Raw genomic sequence first — 16365 nt, forward strand, 5'->3', positions numbered from 1 at the left:
TTCAATTTCATTAATAATAACACTGAACCTAAATTAGAGGAAAAAACAATGGGATTACTTGTAGACGGTCAATGGGTCGATCAGTGGTATGACACCAAAGCAAGCAAAGGAAAGTTTGTTCGCAGCGAGTCAGAGTTCAGAAACTGGATCTACCCAGATAGCGAATACCAATCCAGTGACCCAAGTCATTTCCCCGCACAAGCAGGACGCTACCACCTGTATGTTTCACTTGCCTGCCCATGGGCACACAGAGCGTTGGTTTTTATTAAATTAAAACAATTAGAAGACATCATAAGTATTAGCTGCGTGCATCCAGACATGCTAGAAAATGGCTGGGAATTTAAGCAAGATGATAAATTTAAAGACCCTAATATTGATATTGGAGATCCATTACACCAGTTCAATTTTGCTTATCAGCTGTACACAAAAGCCAAGCCAAATTACAGCGGTAGAGTAACCGTCCCCATTTTATGGGACAAAGAGCGCCAAACCATTGTATCTAACGAATCTTCAGAAATTATCCGCATTTTCAATCGTGCATTTAATGAAATGACAGGAAATACGTTAGATTTCTATCCAGAAAACAAAGCTAACGATATTGACCAATTAAATGAGCGCATCTATAACACAGTCAACAACGGCGTCTATAAATGTGGCTTTGCGACGACCCAAGACGCCTACGAAGAAGCTCTAATACCACTTTTTGATACCCTGGATTTTTTAGAAGAAAGATTAACGACTCGTACTTATTTATTAGGAGAGGGACAAACAGAAGCAGACTGGCGTCTTTTTACCACGCTGATTCGTTTTGATGCGGTCTACTTTGGTCATTTTAAGTGCAACCTTAAGCGAATCTTAGACTACCCTCACCTTAATGCTTATTTGAAAAAACTTTACGACGTACCCAACATTTCAAGCACCGTAAACTTACAACACATCAAACGACATTATTACTACAGCCACAAAACAATCAACCCAACTCAAGTTGTTCCGGTAGGCCCAGCTAAATTATTTCCTTAAACATCAATTAACTAAAAAAGGAATTAAGGCAAATTAAAGAAGCCTGAGTTAAAGTCTATTAAAGTGAGCCATTTTTAAGGATAATAGGCTCACTTTTTTTATTTACGCCCCCTTAGTTGTTCGCTATTAGTTAGAAGCAAACGTCGACTAAAAATATAAATACTTGAGACTTGTGGTTTTTTATGGAAAAGAAAATACTCTGGATTATCTCTTTTGCTCTGATTTTTATTCTATGGGTAAAAGTTGGTCCATTTAAAAGTGATTTAAACGATACTCAGGATGAGTTATCTGAAACAAACAGCCTTCAAGAAGAATCAGGCGAAGCGACGCCGGATGAAAAAAGCTACTTTAAATCCCACCCGATTAACAAGAGCAGTCCTGACTTTGCGGCAATAACCGATGTAAAAGAACGTAAAAAAGCCTTCTTTGACTATCTTACCCCTTTTGTAAATGAGAAGAATAATCTCATTTTAAAAGATCGTGAGCGCTTAAATACCCTACTTAACAGCAACAAAAAACTTTCAGCAAAAAACAAAAAATGGATTTCGTCCCTTCGTCAAAACCATAAACTAAAAAAACTTGAAAGCTATACAAAAGAGGATATTAAAGCACTACTTAATCGCCTAGACATCATCCCAGTATCACTCGTTTTAGCACAAGCGGCGAACGAATCAGCCTGGGGCACCTCTCGATTCGCAACTCAAGGCAACAATTATTTTGGCCAATGGTGTTTTAGAAAAGGCTGCGGTCTTGTACCTGAATCTAGAAACGAAGACGCTGATCATGAAGTTCGAAAATTCAACGACGCTCGTGAATCTGTTTTTGCTTATATTGACAACCTAAATACCAATAGAGCCTACAAAAAGCTCAGAGCCACCCGAGCTCAACTACGTCAAAATAAAGAAATCGTCACTGGTCTAGCTCTTGTACATGGTTTAGAGCACTACTCTGAACGAGGTCAAGCCTACGTAGAAGAGATTGAAGGCTTGATTAATTACAACAAACTATGGCGTTTCAATAGAACTCAACCTAAACCAGAGCCACAATAGGTAACAGCGCTTTTCTAAAAGCAAACTAAGATAAATGTAATAGAATGCAATTTATTGTTACGAAATTACTTTATGTGGGGTGGCTAAGCGCCACCCCCTTCATTACAATACCGTAATATTTCACCCACTCATCAAACGAGGAAATTCAATTGGCCCGTTTACCTGTTATTGTTGGCTTTGGCGGAATCAATTCGGCTGGTCGTACTTCTTCACATCAAGCATATCGCCGCATTGTCTTTGATCTTCTTCCAAGCACAATCCAGCAGGATGTTTTACTCGATCTTGCCACTATTACGAATATGGCCGAACACAAAAACGGCCTCTGGTATACCGATGGTGGTGAAGCTCTAGACGCTGCCGCACTTGTCGACAGCATTGGAGAGTCTCTTCTTGCTCGCACTTTGATTCGTCGCATTCACCCTAGTTTATTTGACGTTGACCGTGTCGTTTTGCACAAATCCACAACACTGCAGTCAAACAAAAGCGAAGAAAAGCTCAGCTTTACAATAAAAACACGCTCTCTTCCAAATGATCGACCAACGAACTGGCAGGTGACCGAGCTTTCAGACAACCTAAGCGAAGTCGTGGTTGATGGTAATTTAGAAGCCTTCATAAAAGACACTCGTGCGCTCTCTGTAAAAGCAGCAGGGCAACTACCTACCGGTTTCGATCCATCTAAACTATACCAAAGCAGAAACCACCCTCGCGGTTTACAAATGACAGTTTATGGTGCGTCAGACGCTATAAAAAGTAGTGGTATTGATTGGGAAACGATTCGTAGCAAAGTGGCTCCAGATCAAATGGCGGTATACGCAGCAAACTCAATTGGTCAAATGGACGACTTGGGCTTTGGCGGTATGCTCAAGTCCGCTCTAATGGGGAAGCGTACGACATCAAAGCACTTGCCTCTTGGCTATGCTCAAATGCCCGCAGACTTTGTAAACGCTTATCTTTTAGGTAGTGTCGGCAATGTCGGAACCGCAATTGGCGCCTGTGCAACGTATTTTTTCAATCTAGAAAAAGCCATAGATGGCATCAAAACAGGGAAATTTCGTGTCGCCATGGTTGGTGGCAGCGATGCTCCGATCACCCCTGAAATTATCGAAGGTTTTAGAACGATGGGGGCATTAGCTGAAGATACCGCCTTACTCGCTCTCGACCAAATAACAAACCAAGAAGAACCAGATCACACTCGTAGTTGTCGACCATTTGCTCAAAACTGCGGTTTTACCATTGGTGAGTCTAGTCAATGGACTCTTCTTATGGATGATGAGCTTGCCATTGAACTAGGTGCAGAAATATTTGGTGCTATTCCTGCCGTTTTCTCTCACGCAGATGGCCATAAAAAATCCATATCAGCTCCAGGAATCGGCAACTATTTGACCATGAGTAAAGCCATGGCCTACCTGCAAAACATAATAGGCAATGACGGCTTAACACAACGTACTTTCATTCAAGCACATGGTACAAGCACGCCACAAAACCGCATTACCGAATCTCATGTACTAAGCAAAGCAGCAACAAGTTTTGGCGCAACTGAAATGCCCGTTGTAGCAATGAAAGCTTTCCTTGGACACTCCCAAGGTACGGCAGGTGGTGATCAACTTCACCTATCCTTAGGGGTATGGAAAGATGGCATCCTGCCTGGGATCACAACATCACACGCTGTTGCCGATGATGTTTATCAAGAAGGCTTAAAGTTCCAACTTAAACACGAAGCCTACGGAAAAGACTATTTTGATGCAGCACTACTAAACTCAAAAGGTTTCGGTGGCAACAATGCTACAGCCGTTTTGCTATCTCCACTGCAAACTATGAAAATGCTGAAAAAACGTTATAGCGCAGAGCAAATGAGTACTTACCAAGCGAAAAACGTTGATATTATTGCGACAGCAGAAGAATACAACCAATCCGCCATTCGCGGTGAAACCCTTCCTATCTATAAGTTTGGGTTTAACGTGTTAGGCGGTGAAGAACTCGATATCAGTGATCAAGAAATCCGCTTGCCTGGTTACGATATGCCGGTAAATCTTAATATAGAAAATGAGTTTAGCGATTTAAAATAATTGCTATAACCAGACCAAAAAGGCTGACTAATACATGATTAAAATTTTGTATTGGCCAGCCTTTCTTGTAAAAAATCCAATAATAATCGAGTCTTCCTAGACATCAGTTTGCGCTGCGGGTAGATAGCATAAAAGCATATTTCGTAGCCTTGATAGTGAGGCAATAAGTTCACCAATTCACCTGAGGCAATGTATTTAGCTACCAAAAAGTCAGGCTGATAAATTATTCCTAAACCAGCTAAAGCAAAGCGTGTCAAAGCCCCACCATTATTGACAACAAAAGATCCAGAAACAGACATTGTCTGAGAGATACCTTTGTCATTCGTCAAGGTCCAGCGATTTGGCGACAGCGCGTTGCTGTATAAAAGACAGGAGTGGTCAGCTAAATTCTCGATACAATCAAGCCGACCATGCTTTGCAATGTATTCAGGCGACGCACATACGTATCCTTTGGAATAACACAAAGGGCGTGCGACAAACTGATCTCCACCTAAATCACCACCTCGAATGGCGATATCCACACCAGATTCCGTCATATCAACACGCTTATCACTGAAATCCACATCCAACTCAATTTCAGGATATATGCGGCTAAAATCATCCAGTAATGGCACAACATACGATAGACCAAAATCCATAGGCACACTTATTTTCAAAAGCCCTTTTGGCTTTTGTGTTAAATCACCTATTTCGCTTTCTGCTTCCTCAATCGCATCAAGGATCGCAACACAGTGCTGATAATACTTACGCCCAGCATGAGTAATACTGATATTACGCGTATTTCGCTGCAAAAGTTTAGTGCCTAACTCTTCCTCTATGGAGTTTATATAACGAGTCACCATTGGCCGAGAAATACCTAAAGAGTCACTGGCCAATTTAAAGCTCACCGCCTCATAAACACGACAAAATACCTTCATTGCTTGCAGCTTATCCATTCATTCACCTGAAAAATAAAAAGTTCCTCTATTATCATTTCTTTTTAGTGAATATTGAATTGTTTTTTGGGTTGATTATTTATCAAAAGAAACAATTTAAACTAGCCACATCTTTAAATCTAATAGAGGAACGTAAAATGAAAGCAGTTACTATCAGCGCATTAATGCTTGCATCAAGCCTAACGATGGCAGCAGATTACAAAATTGATCCAGCTCATTCTGGAGTTGTATTTAAAGTAGGTCATTTGGGTGTAAGCACAACAGTTGGTCGCTTTAATGAATTTGAAGGCAACTTTGAATACGCTGAGAACGGTAAATCAGGCAGCGCATCACTAACAATCAAAGCGGACAGCATAGACACCAACCATGATGCCCGTGACAAACATCTTCGTAGTCCAGATTTTTTAGATGTTAAACAATTTCCTACGTTGACATTCAACAGCACTAAGTTTGAGGGCGATACGTTAACTGGAGACCTGACAATACACGGCATAACAAAGCCAGTTAGCTTCGATGTTAAAAAGATCGGGGAAGGCAAAGATCCATGGGGCGGTTACCGCGCAGGTTTTGAAGCAACAACCGTTATTCAACGCAGTGATTTTGGCGTAACTTACTTTATCCCTGGCGTAACAGATAAAACAGAAATTGAAGTCTACGTGGAAGGCATTCGCCAGTAATCAATTTAGAAAAAAGCACCAAGGAAAGCGATCATGTACGAAGAAGCCAGCAACTCTACTCTTTTAATGCTATTACATACGGCAGTTTACCCCTTTCTCGCCGCACTAATAGTCAGCATTGTTGCTGGCAAATTGTTACGTGCATCCTCTTACCTTGGTTACCTTGGTGGCTTTATTGTCGGACTCAGCCTGATTCATTCAGGCTTGAGTTTCCCACCCAAACAGGCAATAGACTATTACAGCGTCACAGCACTAATCGGCATAGCAGCAATATTTTGCTTAGCCCTAATTAAGTCAACAGCACTGCGTTTAAGCACTTTTTTTGTTCTATGCGGCTTGTCATTTTACTTTTTACTAAACCCTGTATTAAAGCACTCAGGGACTGTTATTAGCCTAAGCTGGGCAGCTGGTTGCGCATTTATCACACTGATATACCTACTTGTGATACAAGGAAAAGCACAAGATTCAGTTGAATTAGAAACAAGCAACGAAAGCAGAATCTCTCCATTACTTTTACCAATAGGATTGATGATTTCTGCAGGAGCGTCAGCCCCTGTTATATCAATTGGTGGAAGCTTACTGATAGGGCAATTATTAGGTGCACTGGGAGCAGCCCTATTCGGTTACATAGTTGTTAATTACTTCCTAAACACGAATAAAAGTAACTCAAGTATCCCTGCCCTTTTAATAATCGGCGGGCTAATTACCCAAAGCCACATTCTCGCCGACATTCCGTTAAGCGTCATGCTAATGCTCACTGCAGGCTGCTTTGTAACACCGCTAGCAACGGCATTAGGAAACAAATTAAGCAGTAAACAAAGCATCTACATCATTTTGGCTCAAATTGTAATCAGCACAATCATTAGCGGCTTAAGCCTATGGCTAGTTTGGCCAGAAAGCAGTTTATATTGATTGAAAGATATCTAATCTTTAAAGATAGACCTTGATGAGCGCCATAGTGGTAATATAATCGCCGCTATGGTGCTGCTAGCTACACCATATGACAGCAGATACAATATGTCCGAATTATTCAAATGAAGGTTAATAAAGACAAAGATCTGGTTAGGTACAACAATGAATAGCCATATACCAATGACGATAAAAAACCGTCCAAAACCAGATAAGCCTTTAATTCTCACCAAAAGCCAAGCCGTAAAATACAAATACACAAAAGACGCTAATGCGAACAATAAAACCACGCCAACAGTAGGTTGCTTAGCCATATCCTCCAGAGCAGAGCGCTCTAAGAATGACAAAGGTGTCGAAGCATACCAAGCTACTCCAGCAACAATTTGAAAGACAAAAGCCAACACAACAGCTTTATGATTTATTTTGTACACATCATCTCCTATTCAATATCGACCAAAGGTTGGTCATTAACTAGCTTGGTATAATTCTTTCACTAAGCTTCTTAATTTTGAACGCCATGGGCGCTGCTTTATCCCAAAATGATTAAAGATCTTTCGACAAGATAAAGACTGTCGTTTCATAGTAGAGGCTTCTTGTACTTCTGGAAACGAATCGCCAATTGCTTCCACCTCTACTTGTGCTTTCGGATCAAACTGGCTAGAAGTAGCTAGAATTGCCTCAACCAATCGAATCCAGCTAATTTCTTCTGCACAACAATAATGGTAAACACCTTTATTTTGAGCACCATAATGCCCTTGGTTAACCATGGATAAAATCACCCTGACCAAATCAGATACAGGTGTCGGACTGCCAATTAGGTCATCTTTGTAAGCAAGATTAACGCCATCCTGAATCAAACCAAGCGTTCTACAGACAAAGTCATCCCCTTTGCCGCTAAATAACCAACCCGTTCTCAAGACAATGTTATTTGGGTTGTTCAATACAATAGACTCAGCCTCAATCAGAGCTTTTGCATAAGGCTCTAAACTATCTGGCACATCCATCTCGGCATAAGCGGCATCTTTATTGCCTGAAAATACTCTAGCACTACTAATCATAATTAATGGCGCACCAGTCTGTTCGCTCAAATAGCGTAAAGTAGATTGAAATTTCCCATAATCACTTTGTAGTGCATAGCGCAAACTTAACGCATCAATAATCACGTCAAACTGCATATCATCTAACTCTGCTCTTCTTTCAACATCTAGCAAAAGCGATTCTTCTGGACACAGCCATTCAAATTCAGTTTTTGCTTCAGAAAGCAGCAACAATGACGAACCGACTTCTGTCCCACTTCCCAAAAGAAGAATTCGAATCGGGGCATTAATATCTTGTGTGTTATTCAAAGCAAGTCCTCGTTCCACTTAGGAAAAACCCTTAATAGGTTATCATATGTCTGCACTGCTATCTGCTCCACGCTCTCCCCCCTTATCGCGGCAACAGAATGAGCAATAAGAGGAATAGAAAGTGGCGTATTATTTTGCCCCTGATAACCATGTAGTGGCATATCAGGTGAATCTGTTTCAAGGACAAACGCACTATCACTAAGTGCCGCCAATACCCTATGAGCTTTTTTAGCCCTCGGATACGTCACTGTACCACCAATTCCTAATACAAAACCCTGATCTATAAATCGCTTAGCTTGTTCAAGACTGCCATTAAAGGCATGAACAATGCCGCCATCACTAAACCCCACCTCTCGAAGGCACTTAAACACCAAATCATAACTTTTTCTAGCATGCAAAATAACTGGCAGTTTCAATGATTTAGCAATTTTTAGCTGGCGAGAGAAGAACTCTAACTGAATTTTCATATCGACAGAACTAGGCCAACAATCTAACCCTATTTCCCCCACCGCAACAACTCTACGCGAATCACACTGTTCAGCGAGAAAATCGATCTGCTCTAGCAAAGACTCTTTTAAAAAATAAGGATGTAAACCATAGGCAGCACGCCATTCAGGATAACGCTTACTCAATCTTTCTAGCTTTGACCAACTAGAAAAGGTCGTCGCAGGCACCAAAAAGCCGCCCACTTTATTTTCTCGACAGCGCTGCATTAACGAGTCACGCTGCTCGTCAAACACATCGAAATCTAAATGGCAATGGCTATCAATAAACATACACAAAAGATTACATTATTTAGACACTAAGTGTTAGCGTATAAATCACTAAAAACAAAAAAGCCGTGCTAAATGCACGGCTTTTTAAAAGGCACTATTTAAAATAGCTTACAGATATGGACCAGCCTTAACAATAGCGTCGGATACAGTATCGAATTTCTTAAAATTCTCAACAAATTGAGAGATTAAGTTTTTTGCTTGAGCTGCATAAGCATCCTGATCAGACCAAGTTTTACGAGGGTTCAACAATACACTATCAACACCCGGTACCTGTGTAGGCACATCTAGATTAACATCATCCAGATGCTCAGTTTCTGCATCCGTCAGCACACCAGATTGAATCGCCGAAATAACCGCACGGGTTGTTGGAATACTAAAACGTTTACCGCCTTGACCATGAGCACCACCAGTCCACCCCGTATTCACTAGATAAACCTTGCTACCAAACTCTTCAATACGCTTGATCAAAAGATCTGCATACACATCAGCAGAACGAGGGAAAAAAGGTGCACCAAAACAAGTAGAGAAAGTTGACTTAATTCCTGTGCCTGCTCCCATTTCTGTTGAACCAACCAAAGCCGTATAACCACTCAAAAAGTGGTATGCCGCTGCCTCTTTCGTCAGGATAGAAACAGGAGGAAGAACACCAGTCAAATCACACGTTAAAAAGATAATAGCATTTGGCTCACCTGCACGATTACCAGCGGCACGCTTTTCAATGTGCTCACGAGGGTAACCAGCACGACCATTCTGAGTTAAAGACGTATCAGCGTAATCTGCAACACGCGTTTCAGGATCTAGCACCACGTTTTCAACGATAGTTCCAAATTTGATCGCATCCCAGATAATCGGTTCATTCTTTTGAGAAAGGTCAATCGTTTTTGCGTAGCAACCACCTTCGATGTTGAAAACCGTATCTTTCCCCCAGCCATGTTCATCATCACCGATCAAAAAGCGCTCAGGATCTGCAGACAGTGTTGTTTTGCCTGTGCCAGATAAACCAAAAAACAAGGTTACATCTTCTTCTGTACCGACGTTAGCAGCACAGTGCATTGGCAGCACATCATGCGCTGGCAATAAATAGTTTTGTACAGAAAACATCGCTTTTTTCATTTCACCAGCGTAACGCATACCCGCAATCAACACTTTACGCTCGGCAAAGTTTAGAATGACACAACCGTCAGAGTTAGTACCATCACGCTCAGGCTCACAAACAAAATTTGGCGCATTAAGAACCTGCCATTCACCTTTGCTTGATGGGTTATAAATATCAGGACGAATAAACAGGTTACGACCAAATAACTGATGCCACGCCGTCTCAGTACGCATAATCACTGGTAAATAATATTCATCGCCCGCACCGACATGAATGTTAGATACAAACGACTCTTTACCATCAAGATACGATGCCACACGATCCCAAAGCGGAGCAAATTTCGCCTCAGGAAACGCACGGTTAACAGGTCCCCAATGGATACTATCTTTACTGGACGCTTCTTCTACAATGAAACGATCCATAGGAGAACGACCAGTACGAGCCCCTGTTTCAACGACAAGCGCGCCATTATCGGCAAGGACCCCTTCGCCATTCTGCAGAGCTTTTTCAACCAACTGCGGCGTCGTTAAATTTGTATGAATAGTCGTTACGTCTGATGCGGAGTTCATGTTACTAAATCCTCTGAGCGATAAAGATTGTCTGATCATTCTTATAAAAATGCCTTTATACGACAATATTACTTGCAATGTCGCATAAAGCATTCTGCTATACGAAGTTTTTTTTCGGTGAAAACATAGTAACAAAACAATCTAAAAAAAAATATTGTTATAACAATATGTTATTTTATTACTTTTCTGAAACTTTCCAATATACATTAAGTGTTTGTTTTATAAGACGTTTAATCAAAAACACCAATAGAATTGAGCATTTTTTGATTAAACTACAATTAATCAACGCTATATTTCTGTAGTTTTCTTTCTTTTTTGTCACCTTTCCTCTAAATGGAAAGCTACTTACTGATCCAAAAACCATTAAACTCATCACATGACTATTTACGACAAAACCACCTAAGCTATAAGGTTTCTATCAAGAAAGCTCAAAAAAACACAATTATTTGAATTTTTCTTACCTCTAGTATGTCCTGAATCATAGCGCTTCATGGTAAGATTCTTTCTTCAATTTCCCCCAATTGTTCAAAAGGTTGATCGATATTTATGTTAAAAACGAATCAGAACTGCAATATTGGATTTGTCGGCCTGGGTGTCATGGGTAAAAACTTGGCCTTAAATTTAGCTGACCATGGCTACCGAGTTGCAGGTTTTGATCTTGACGCACATAAAGTACAAGACGTTTTAGACACTGAAAAAGCAGAACGTCCAGATCCATCAGCAGCCGCACGAATCATTGGCTGCTCCAACATGGGAGACATGCTAAAAAACTTAGTAAAGCCTCGCGTGATCGTAGTTTTAGTTCCTGCTGGAAGCCCTGTTGATGCTGTCTGCAACAGCTTGATTGAAGCTGGCTTAGAATCAGACGATATCGTAGTAGACTGCGGAAACAGCCAATGGACAGATACCATTCGCCGTGAAGCTGAATACAAAGAAAAATTCAAATTCTTTGGTACTGCTGTATCTGGTGGTGAAGTGGGTGCGCGTTTTGGTCCATCACTAATGCCTGGTGGCGATGCCGATTCCTGGCAATACCTGCAGCCTATGTGGGAAGCCGTTGCAGCAAAAGTTGACGAAAACGGTAAACCTATCGTTAGTAATATTCCTGGCAAGCCGGTTACAGAAGGCGAGTCTTGTACTGCTTACCTTGGGCCAAATGGCGCGGGCCATTATGTAAAAATGGTTCATAACGGCATTGAATATGCCGACATGCAGCTTATTTGTGAAGCTTATCACCTACTACGTTCTTTGCTTGGTTACGAACCTGAAGAGATTGGTAAGTTGTTTGAAAAATGGAACCAAGGCGTTTTAAACAGCTACCTTGTTGAAATTTCAGCCGACATTCTTCAACAATACGACCATAAAACAGGCGCTCCGCTCGTTGATATGATCTTAGACAGCGCTGGCCAAAAAGGCACTGGTCGTTGGACATCGATTAGTGCGACACAAATGGGCGTTCCTGCTGGCATCATCAGCGAATCTGTTTATGCTCGTGCCCTGAGTACATTAACTGGCGAACGTGAACTTGCAGCAAGCAAACTTGTTGCAGATGTAGAAAGCGGCGAGATTGAAGCTGAAGACGTCGAGAAAGCAATCGAAGAGGCACTTTACTGCGCAAAAATCTGTGCTTATGCTCAAGGCTTCCAACTCATGCGTGCGGCTGAAAAAGAATATGACTGGAAATTCAACTTCAGTGATATCGCGAAAATCTGGCGCGGCGGCTGTATCATTCGCGCATCTTTCCTACAGAAAATCGCCGATGCTTTTGTCGACAATCCAGAACTTGAAAACCTATTGCTAAGCGATTATTTCGCTGACGCAATGGCGAGCAAGCAAGCCGGCCTTCGTAAAGCCGTTGTCCTTGCTGCGCAATCAGGTATACCAACACCATCTTTCTTCTCAGCATTGGCTTACTTTGACGGTTACCGTTCTGAAGTATTACCTGCTAACTTGCTACAAGCGCAACGTGATTACTTTGGTGCTCACACCTACGAACGCGTAGATGCAGAGCCTGGCCAAAAATTCCACACTTACTGGCAAGAAGAAGGTCGTCCTGAGCGTAAAGCTTAAGACCAACATCTAGTCCAAACAAAAAACGCTGACTTAGCAATAAGTCAGCGTTTTTTTGTTTCAGCTTAATATGCTGACTCATGTTTTTAACAAAGCCCTGTCGAGCACAGTCGTCCGCATGACGAATCGTGCGCTGCTGTCATGGCTTCATTTTCTTTTCCATAGAAGACAACATACCTCTCAACATGCCCACTTCCTGCTGATCCAATCGCGAACGCTGAAACATACGACGAAAACGCGTCATGACTTGCATCGGCGTTTCAGGATCAAGAAACTCCGTCTGCACTAAGACTTTTTCTAGATGTTCAAGCAAATAATCGATCTGCTCCACATTGGCCGCAGGCACATCCCATTTACTTGCTACCACAGGCGCATCTTTCATCAGCAAAGATTTCATTCTTAGCTCGTACGCGATAACTTGAACGGCAGCACCTAGATTCAAGGAACTAAAGGTTTCAACGGAAGGAATATGCACATGATAATTACAGCGCTGCAGTTCTTCGTTGGTTAGCCCTCGGTCTTCGCGACCAAACACAAACGCCGTAACCAAGCCTTCATCAAACACCAAATCTGCTGCCTGTCTTGGATCAACCAAAGGCCAAGGAATATTTCGCTCACGCGCACTCGTACCAATCACTAACTGACAATCCGCTAACGCCTCTTCTAAAGTATCCACGACAACCGCGTTATCTAAAATATCCGTCGCACCAGAAGCTCGACTCACGGCTTCGTCACTGGGATACTGCTTAGGGGCAACAAGATAAAGATCCGCCAACCCCATATTCTTCATGGCGCGAGCAGCGCCACCAATGTTGCCAGGGTGCGATGTATTAACAAGGACAATTCTTACTTTATTTTGCATTTTATGAGGTACCAATAATAACGGTCAGACAATGCCGCGTATCTTAACAGAAATTTAGAACAAAGCCGCAAACGATCAGTTTTTAACCAAAACTTCACTAGTAAAAAGAGCGCCATTACGCTAGAATTCGCGCTCTTATTTAGGCACTCGGTTTTAATCGCTAAAACGGAGAAGCCCGCTCTTTAACACTTTATTTAGCAACTTATCGTCTTATGGACGGTATGTGCATTTTAATGACGGAATAATTGACGGTAAATTATGCAACCTAGAATCAATGTCGCACTTAAAGCAGCTCGTGCCGCTGCAGAATACATAGTTCACTCGCAAGAGAAACTGCTTTTTGACAAAGAACAAGGCCAATCTGCTGAACAGGTATATCAAACTGTTTGCTCTGGCGCAGAACGTAGCATTGTTTACCACCTAGAAAAAGCTTACCCAGCAGACACTATTACAACTCGCCTTCAAGGCTCAGTACAAAATGGTGAGGAAGGTGAATGGATCATTGATGCCATTCAAGGTCAGCATTTATTTTCACGCGGCCTAACTGGCAACGTCATTACTATGAGCTATTTAGTTGCTGGTAAAGTGGAGCACGCTCTTGTGCTAAACCCTCACACCAAAGACGAGTTTTACGCAAGTAAAGGCCGTGGTGCATACTTGAATAATTCACGCATTCGTAGCAGTACTGCTCGCACGTTAGAAAACGTAACGGTAGCGGCGCAATTCCCAGCAACAGATCGTCTTATGCCTTCTCTATCAGGTCAATTCGCTGTACTCACGGAAATTGCAGAGCAAGGCGCGCGCGCTGTAATGCAAGACTCACCTGCTCTAATGCTAGCTAACGTAGCAGCTGGTCGTCTTGATGCTGCTTGGGGTATCAAACTTCAAGAGTGGGAAATGCAAGCCCCTCTGTTTATCGCGAAAGAAGCTGGCTGCCTATTCGCTGGCTTTGATGGCTCACCAAGCCTAGAAAAAGGCGATGTATTATGTGCGGCGCCTCGCTTGTTCAAAGTATTGCTACCGACGCTTAACAAGCACCTTAGCTAAGGGCTTATAAGCACAAAGCATACAGTAAATACAAAAAAAGGACTCTTTTCCATTATGGAAAGAGTCCTTTTTTATGAGTCAAATAACGACCAAATCAATGCTTATGATGATGACTATGCTCATGGTGATGTTCATGCAAATCTTCTTCATCATGATGATGCCCTTCACTCTCCTCTCCTGGATAGTACAAACCTATGTCTTGACGAATCTCATCTAGCGTTGCAATCAATTCTAAACTGTTCTGCCAGCTGTGATTAGGACTTTGAATTAATCCCTCTTCAAGACAGCGGTTCACCTCATCCACTTCAAATTGGTAACCATTTCCAGGAAAGTCAAATTCTACCGCTCGCTCTTTATTATCTGCACTAACAACGCGACAGGATTTTGCTTTGAACCATTCAGAATCGATCTCAATATAGCCTTTAGAACCAGAAAGCATAGCGCGGTTCGGGTTACATGAAATCAAAGACGCATCCAAAGAAGCAAGCTGTCCACTTTCCCACCCTAATAGTATCTGCTCGAACAGATCCACTTCTGTGTCGCCAATAACGGCTTGGTTCTGCACAAAGTCCGGCTTACCGAAAAATAATTGTGCTAAGAACACCGGATAAATACCAATATCCAATAAAGCGCCGCCGCCAAGCTCAAGATTCATCAATCGATGATTAGGATCAGTCGGGCCAACAAAATTAAAGCTTGCTTGAATGCTGTTTAAATCGCCAATTTCGCCCTCTTCAACCCACTCTACCACTTGCTCTATAACAGGGTTAAAGCGCGTCCACATAGCTTCCATAACAAACACGTTATGCTCTAAGGCTAAATCGTAAAGCTCCTTAGATTGCGCCTCATTGATAGTGAAAGGCTTTTCACACAATACCGCTTTACCCGCCAAAATACAGGCTTTGGTCAGGTCGTAGTGATACACATGAGGCGTTGCTATATAGATAGCATCCACTTCATGACTATTAATCAGCGAAAAGTAATCAATGAATGCCAACTCGATATCAAACTCGGCCGCAAAAGCATCCGCAGACGCCTTATCACGAGAAGCAACCGCACGAAGTTCGCCCGCTTTGACATGACAAAAATCACTGGCAAATAAATGCGCGATTTGACCTGTACCAATAATACCCCAGCGTACCTTCTTCATAGGATTCTCCCCATAGACTTAATCAAAGCATTAACGCCCACAACACCTCTTACGCATACTTAGGCATCGAACACCGCGACATTAAAAAACGCAGTAAGTTTGACGCTAAAAAAGATTATAGTCCACTGGCATTTTCAAGCTGTTGAATATATTCATTTAATTCTTGAACCTGTGCCTCTAACTCAAGCACTCTTGCTTCCAGTTGCTGTGTATATGCATCATTTTTATTAGAGATCACCGCACTGTTAGAATCTGTATTTAGCGGTTGTTCCGTTTCCGAACAGAAACATTCTTGGTAGCGCTGTTCACGCTTACCCGGCTCCCTTGGTAATTGGCAAACATATGGGCCACCGGTTTTCGTCTGCAGCGACTGTAAGGCCAATTCAACCTCATCACGAGACTGGAAGCTATGTAAACGCCCACTGCGTGAACGAAGCTCTCCCGGCGTTTGAGCGCCACGCACAAACATCAGACAAATAATAGCCGTTTCTGCTGGCGACAACTGCAAATCGGAAAACTCCGTATTACAAAATCGATGCTGATATTTGCTAACTCGACTATGAGAAGCATTAAGTTCAGTCACCAAACCACGAGCCAGCAACGCATCCAATGCGTCTTGCACTTCCATTTCAGATAGTTGAGTCACAGGTTCACGATTGGACTTTTGGTTACAGGCATTCACAAGGGCATTCAAACTAAGAGGATATTGATCGGGTGTGGTAATCTCTTTTTCCATAAGACAACCAATAACACGCATTTCGATAAAATTTACTTCGTGATAACTCATGGTTTT

General features: G+C 42.1%; 15 protein-coding genes. 7 read left to right on the forward strand and 8 right to left on the reverse strand.

Annotated features, from left to right (window positions below):
- Positions 1-48: 48 nt before the first annotated feature.
- The 3 genes from AC2A4J_RS19210 to AC2A4J_RS19220 all read left to right on the forward strand — a co-directional run bounded on the left by AC2A4J_RS19210 (position 49) and on the right by AC2A4J_RS19220 (position 4135).
- Entirely contained in the window at positions 49-1020 is a 972-nt protein-coding gene (locus AC2A4J_RS19210) for a glutathione S-transferase family protein (protein ID WP_484177131.1), read from the forward strand.
- A gap of 182 nt (positions 1021-1202) precedes the next feature.
- Positions 1203-2069, forward strand: coding sequence for a glucosaminidase domain-containing protein (locus AC2A4J_RS19215; protein WP_484177132.1), 867 nt, complete (start codon positions 1203-1205; stop codon positions 2067-2069).
- 149 nt (positions 2070-2218) lie between these two features.
- The gene (locus AC2A4J_RS19220) at positions 2219-4135 is read left to right on the forward strand and encodes a beta-ketoacyl synthase (RefSeq protein ID WP_484177133.1); all 1917 of its coding nucleotides are present in this window, start codon (positions 2219-2221) and stop codon (positions 4133-4135) included.
- A 38-nt stretch (positions 4136-4173) separates the two neighbouring features.
- Here AC2A4J_RS19220 and AC2A4J_RS19225 read toward each other — a convergent pair whose 3' ends face one another.
- The gene (locus AC2A4J_RS19225) at positions 4174-5070 is read right to left on the reverse strand and encodes a LysR family transcriptional regulator (RefSeq protein ID WP_484177134.1); all 897 of its coding nucleotides are present in this window, start codon (positions 5068-5070) and stop codon (positions 4174-4176) included.
- Between the two features lie 137 nt (positions 5071-5207).
- On the opposite strand from AC2A4J_RS19225, the gene AC2A4J_RS19230 reads away from it, so the two are divergent.
- On the forward strand, positions 5208-5747 hold the full coding sequence (locus AC2A4J_RS19230) for a YceI family protein (RefSeq protein WP_484177135.1): 540 nt from the start codon (positions 5208-5210) through the stop codon (positions 5745-5747).
- A 33-nt stretch (positions 5748-5780) separates the two neighbouring features.
- Positions 5781-6659 carry a hypothetical protein gene (locus AC2A4J_RS19235; protein WP_484177136.1) on the forward strand — a complete coding sequence of 293 codons (879 nt, stop codon included), beginning with the start codon at positions 5781-5783 and terminating at the stop codon, positions 6657-6659.
- Positions 6660-6670: 11 nt separating this feature from the next.
- On the opposite strand, the gene AC2A4J_RS19240 is transcribed toward AC2A4J_RS19235, so the two are convergent.
- The 4 genes from AC2A4J_RS19240 to AC2A4J_RS19255 form a co-directional block, all read right to left on the reverse strand.
- Positions 6671-7087 carry a hypothetical protein gene (locus tag AC2A4J_RS19240; protein ID WP_484177137.1) on the reverse strand — a complete coding sequence of 139 codons (417 nt, stop codon included), beginning with the start codon at positions 7085-7087 and terminating at the stop codon, positions 6671-6673.
- A 36-nt stretch (positions 7088-7123) separates the two neighbouring features.
- Positions 7124-8002 (reverse strand): SDR family oxidoreductase, encoded by an 879-nt coding sequence (locus AC2A4J_RS19245; RefSeq protein ID WP_484177138.1) that lies wholly within the window; start codon positions 8000-8002, stop codon positions 7124-7126.
- Positions 7999-8778: a TatD family hydrolase gene (locus tag AC2A4J_RS19250; protein ID WP_484177139.1), complete on the reverse strand. Its 780-nt coding sequence runs from the start codon at positions 8776-8778 to the stop codon at positions 7999-8001. The genes AC2A4J_RS19245 and AC2A4J_RS19250 overlap by 4 nt, the downstream gene beginning before the upstream one ends.
- 108 nt (positions 8779-8886) lie before the next feature.
- The gene (locus AC2A4J_RS19255) at positions 8887-10443 is read right to left on the reverse strand and encodes a phosphoenolpyruvate carboxykinase (protein WP_484177140.1); all 1557 of its coding nucleotides are present in this window, start codon (positions 10441-10443) and stop codon (positions 8887-8889) included.
- Between the two features lie 546 nt (positions 10444-10989).
- Here AC2A4J_RS19255 and gndA point away from each other — a divergent pair.
- Positions 10990-12513, forward strand: coding sequence for an NADP-dependent phosphogluconate dehydrogenase (gene gndA / locus AC2A4J_RS19260; RefSeq protein ID WP_484177141.1), 1524 nt, complete (start codon positions 10990-10992; stop codon positions 12511-12513).
- A 139-nt stretch (positions 12514-12652) separates the two neighbouring features.
- On the opposite strand, the gene AC2A4J_RS19265 is transcribed toward gndA, so the two are convergent.
- Positions 12653-13375 carry an RNA methyltransferase gene (locus tag AC2A4J_RS19265; protein ID WP_484177142.1) on the reverse strand — a complete coding sequence of 241 codons (723 nt, stop codon included), beginning with the start codon at positions 13373-13375 and terminating at the stop codon, positions 12653-12655.
- A gap of 258 nt (positions 13376-13633) precedes the next feature.
- Here AC2A4J_RS19265 and AC2A4J_RS19270 point away from each other — a divergent pair, with 258 nt between their 5' ends.
- On the forward strand, positions 13634-14422 hold the full coding sequence (locus AC2A4J_RS19270; protein ID WP_255826085.1) for an inositol monophosphatase family protein: 789 nt from the start codon (positions 13634-13636) through the stop codon (positions 14420-14422).
- A 94-nt stretch (positions 14423-14516) separates the two neighbouring features.
- Here the strand turns inward: AC2A4J_RS19270 and AC2A4J_RS19275 are convergent, their stop codons facing one another.
- The gene (locus AC2A4J_RS19275; protein WP_484177143.1) at positions 14517-15572 is read right to left on the reverse strand and encodes a Gfo/Idh/MocA family protein; all 1056 of its coding nucleotides are present in this window, start codon (positions 15570-15572) and stop codon (positions 14517-14519) included.
- 115 nt (positions 15573-15687) lie between these two features.
- Positions 15688-16359 (reverse strand): YceH family protein, encoded by a 672-nt coding sequence (locus AC2A4J_RS19280; RefSeq protein WP_484177144.1) that lies wholly within the window; start codon positions 16357-16359, stop codon positions 15688-15690.
- Positions 16360-16365: the final 6 nt, after the last annotated feature.

The sequence above is a fragment of the Marinomonas sp. ATLA20 genome, from assembly GCF_057180105.1.

Coding starts and splice junctions, on each gene's coding strand:
- AC2A4J_RS19250 (WP_484177139.1), bottom strand. CDS start 8,778: ATGTTTATTGATAGCCATTGCCATTTAGATTTCGATGTGTTTGACGAG.
- AC2A4J_RS19210 (WP_484177131.1), top strand. CDS start 49: ATGGGATTACTTGTAGACGGTCAATGGGTCGATCAGTGGTATGACACC.
- gndA (WP_484177141.1), top strand. CDS start 10,990: ATGTTAAAAACGAATCAGAACTGCAATATTGGATTTGTCGGCCTGGGT.
- AC2A4J_RS19230 (WP_484177135.1), top strand. CDS start 5,208: ATGAAAGCAGTTACTATCAGCGCATTAATGCTTGCATCAAGCCTAACG.
- AC2A4J_RS19280 (WP_484177144.1), bottom strand. CDS start 16,359: ATGAGTTATCACGAAGTAAATTTTATCGAAATGCGTGTTATTGGTTGT.
- AC2A4J_RS19270 (WP_255826085.1), top strand. CDS start 13,634: ATGCAACCTAGAATCAATGTCGCACTTAAAGCAGCTCGTGCCGCTGCA.
- AC2A4J_RS19265 (WP_484177142.1), bottom strand. CDS start 13,375: ATGCAAAATAAAGTAAGAATTGTCCTTGTTAATACATCGCACCCTGGC.
- AC2A4J_RS19225 (WP_484177134.1), bottom strand. CDS start 5,070: ATGGATAAGCTGCAAGCAATGAAGGTATTTTGTCGTGTTTATGAGGCG.
- AC2A4J_RS19275 (WP_484177143.1), bottom strand. CDS start 15,572: ATGAAGAAGGTACGCTGGGGTATTATTGGTACAGGTCAAATCGCGCAT.
- AC2A4J_RS19255 (WP_484177140.1), bottom strand. CDS start 10,443: ATGAACTCCGCATCAGACGTAACGACTATTCATACAAATTTAACGACG.
- AC2A4J_RS19215 (WP_484177132.1), top strand. CDS start 1,203: ATGGAAAAGAAAATACTCTGGATTATCTCTTTTGCTCTGATTTTTATT.
- AC2A4J_RS19235 (WP_484177136.1), top strand. CDS start 5,781: ATGTACGAAGAAGCCAGCAACTCTACTCTTTTAATGCTATTACATACG.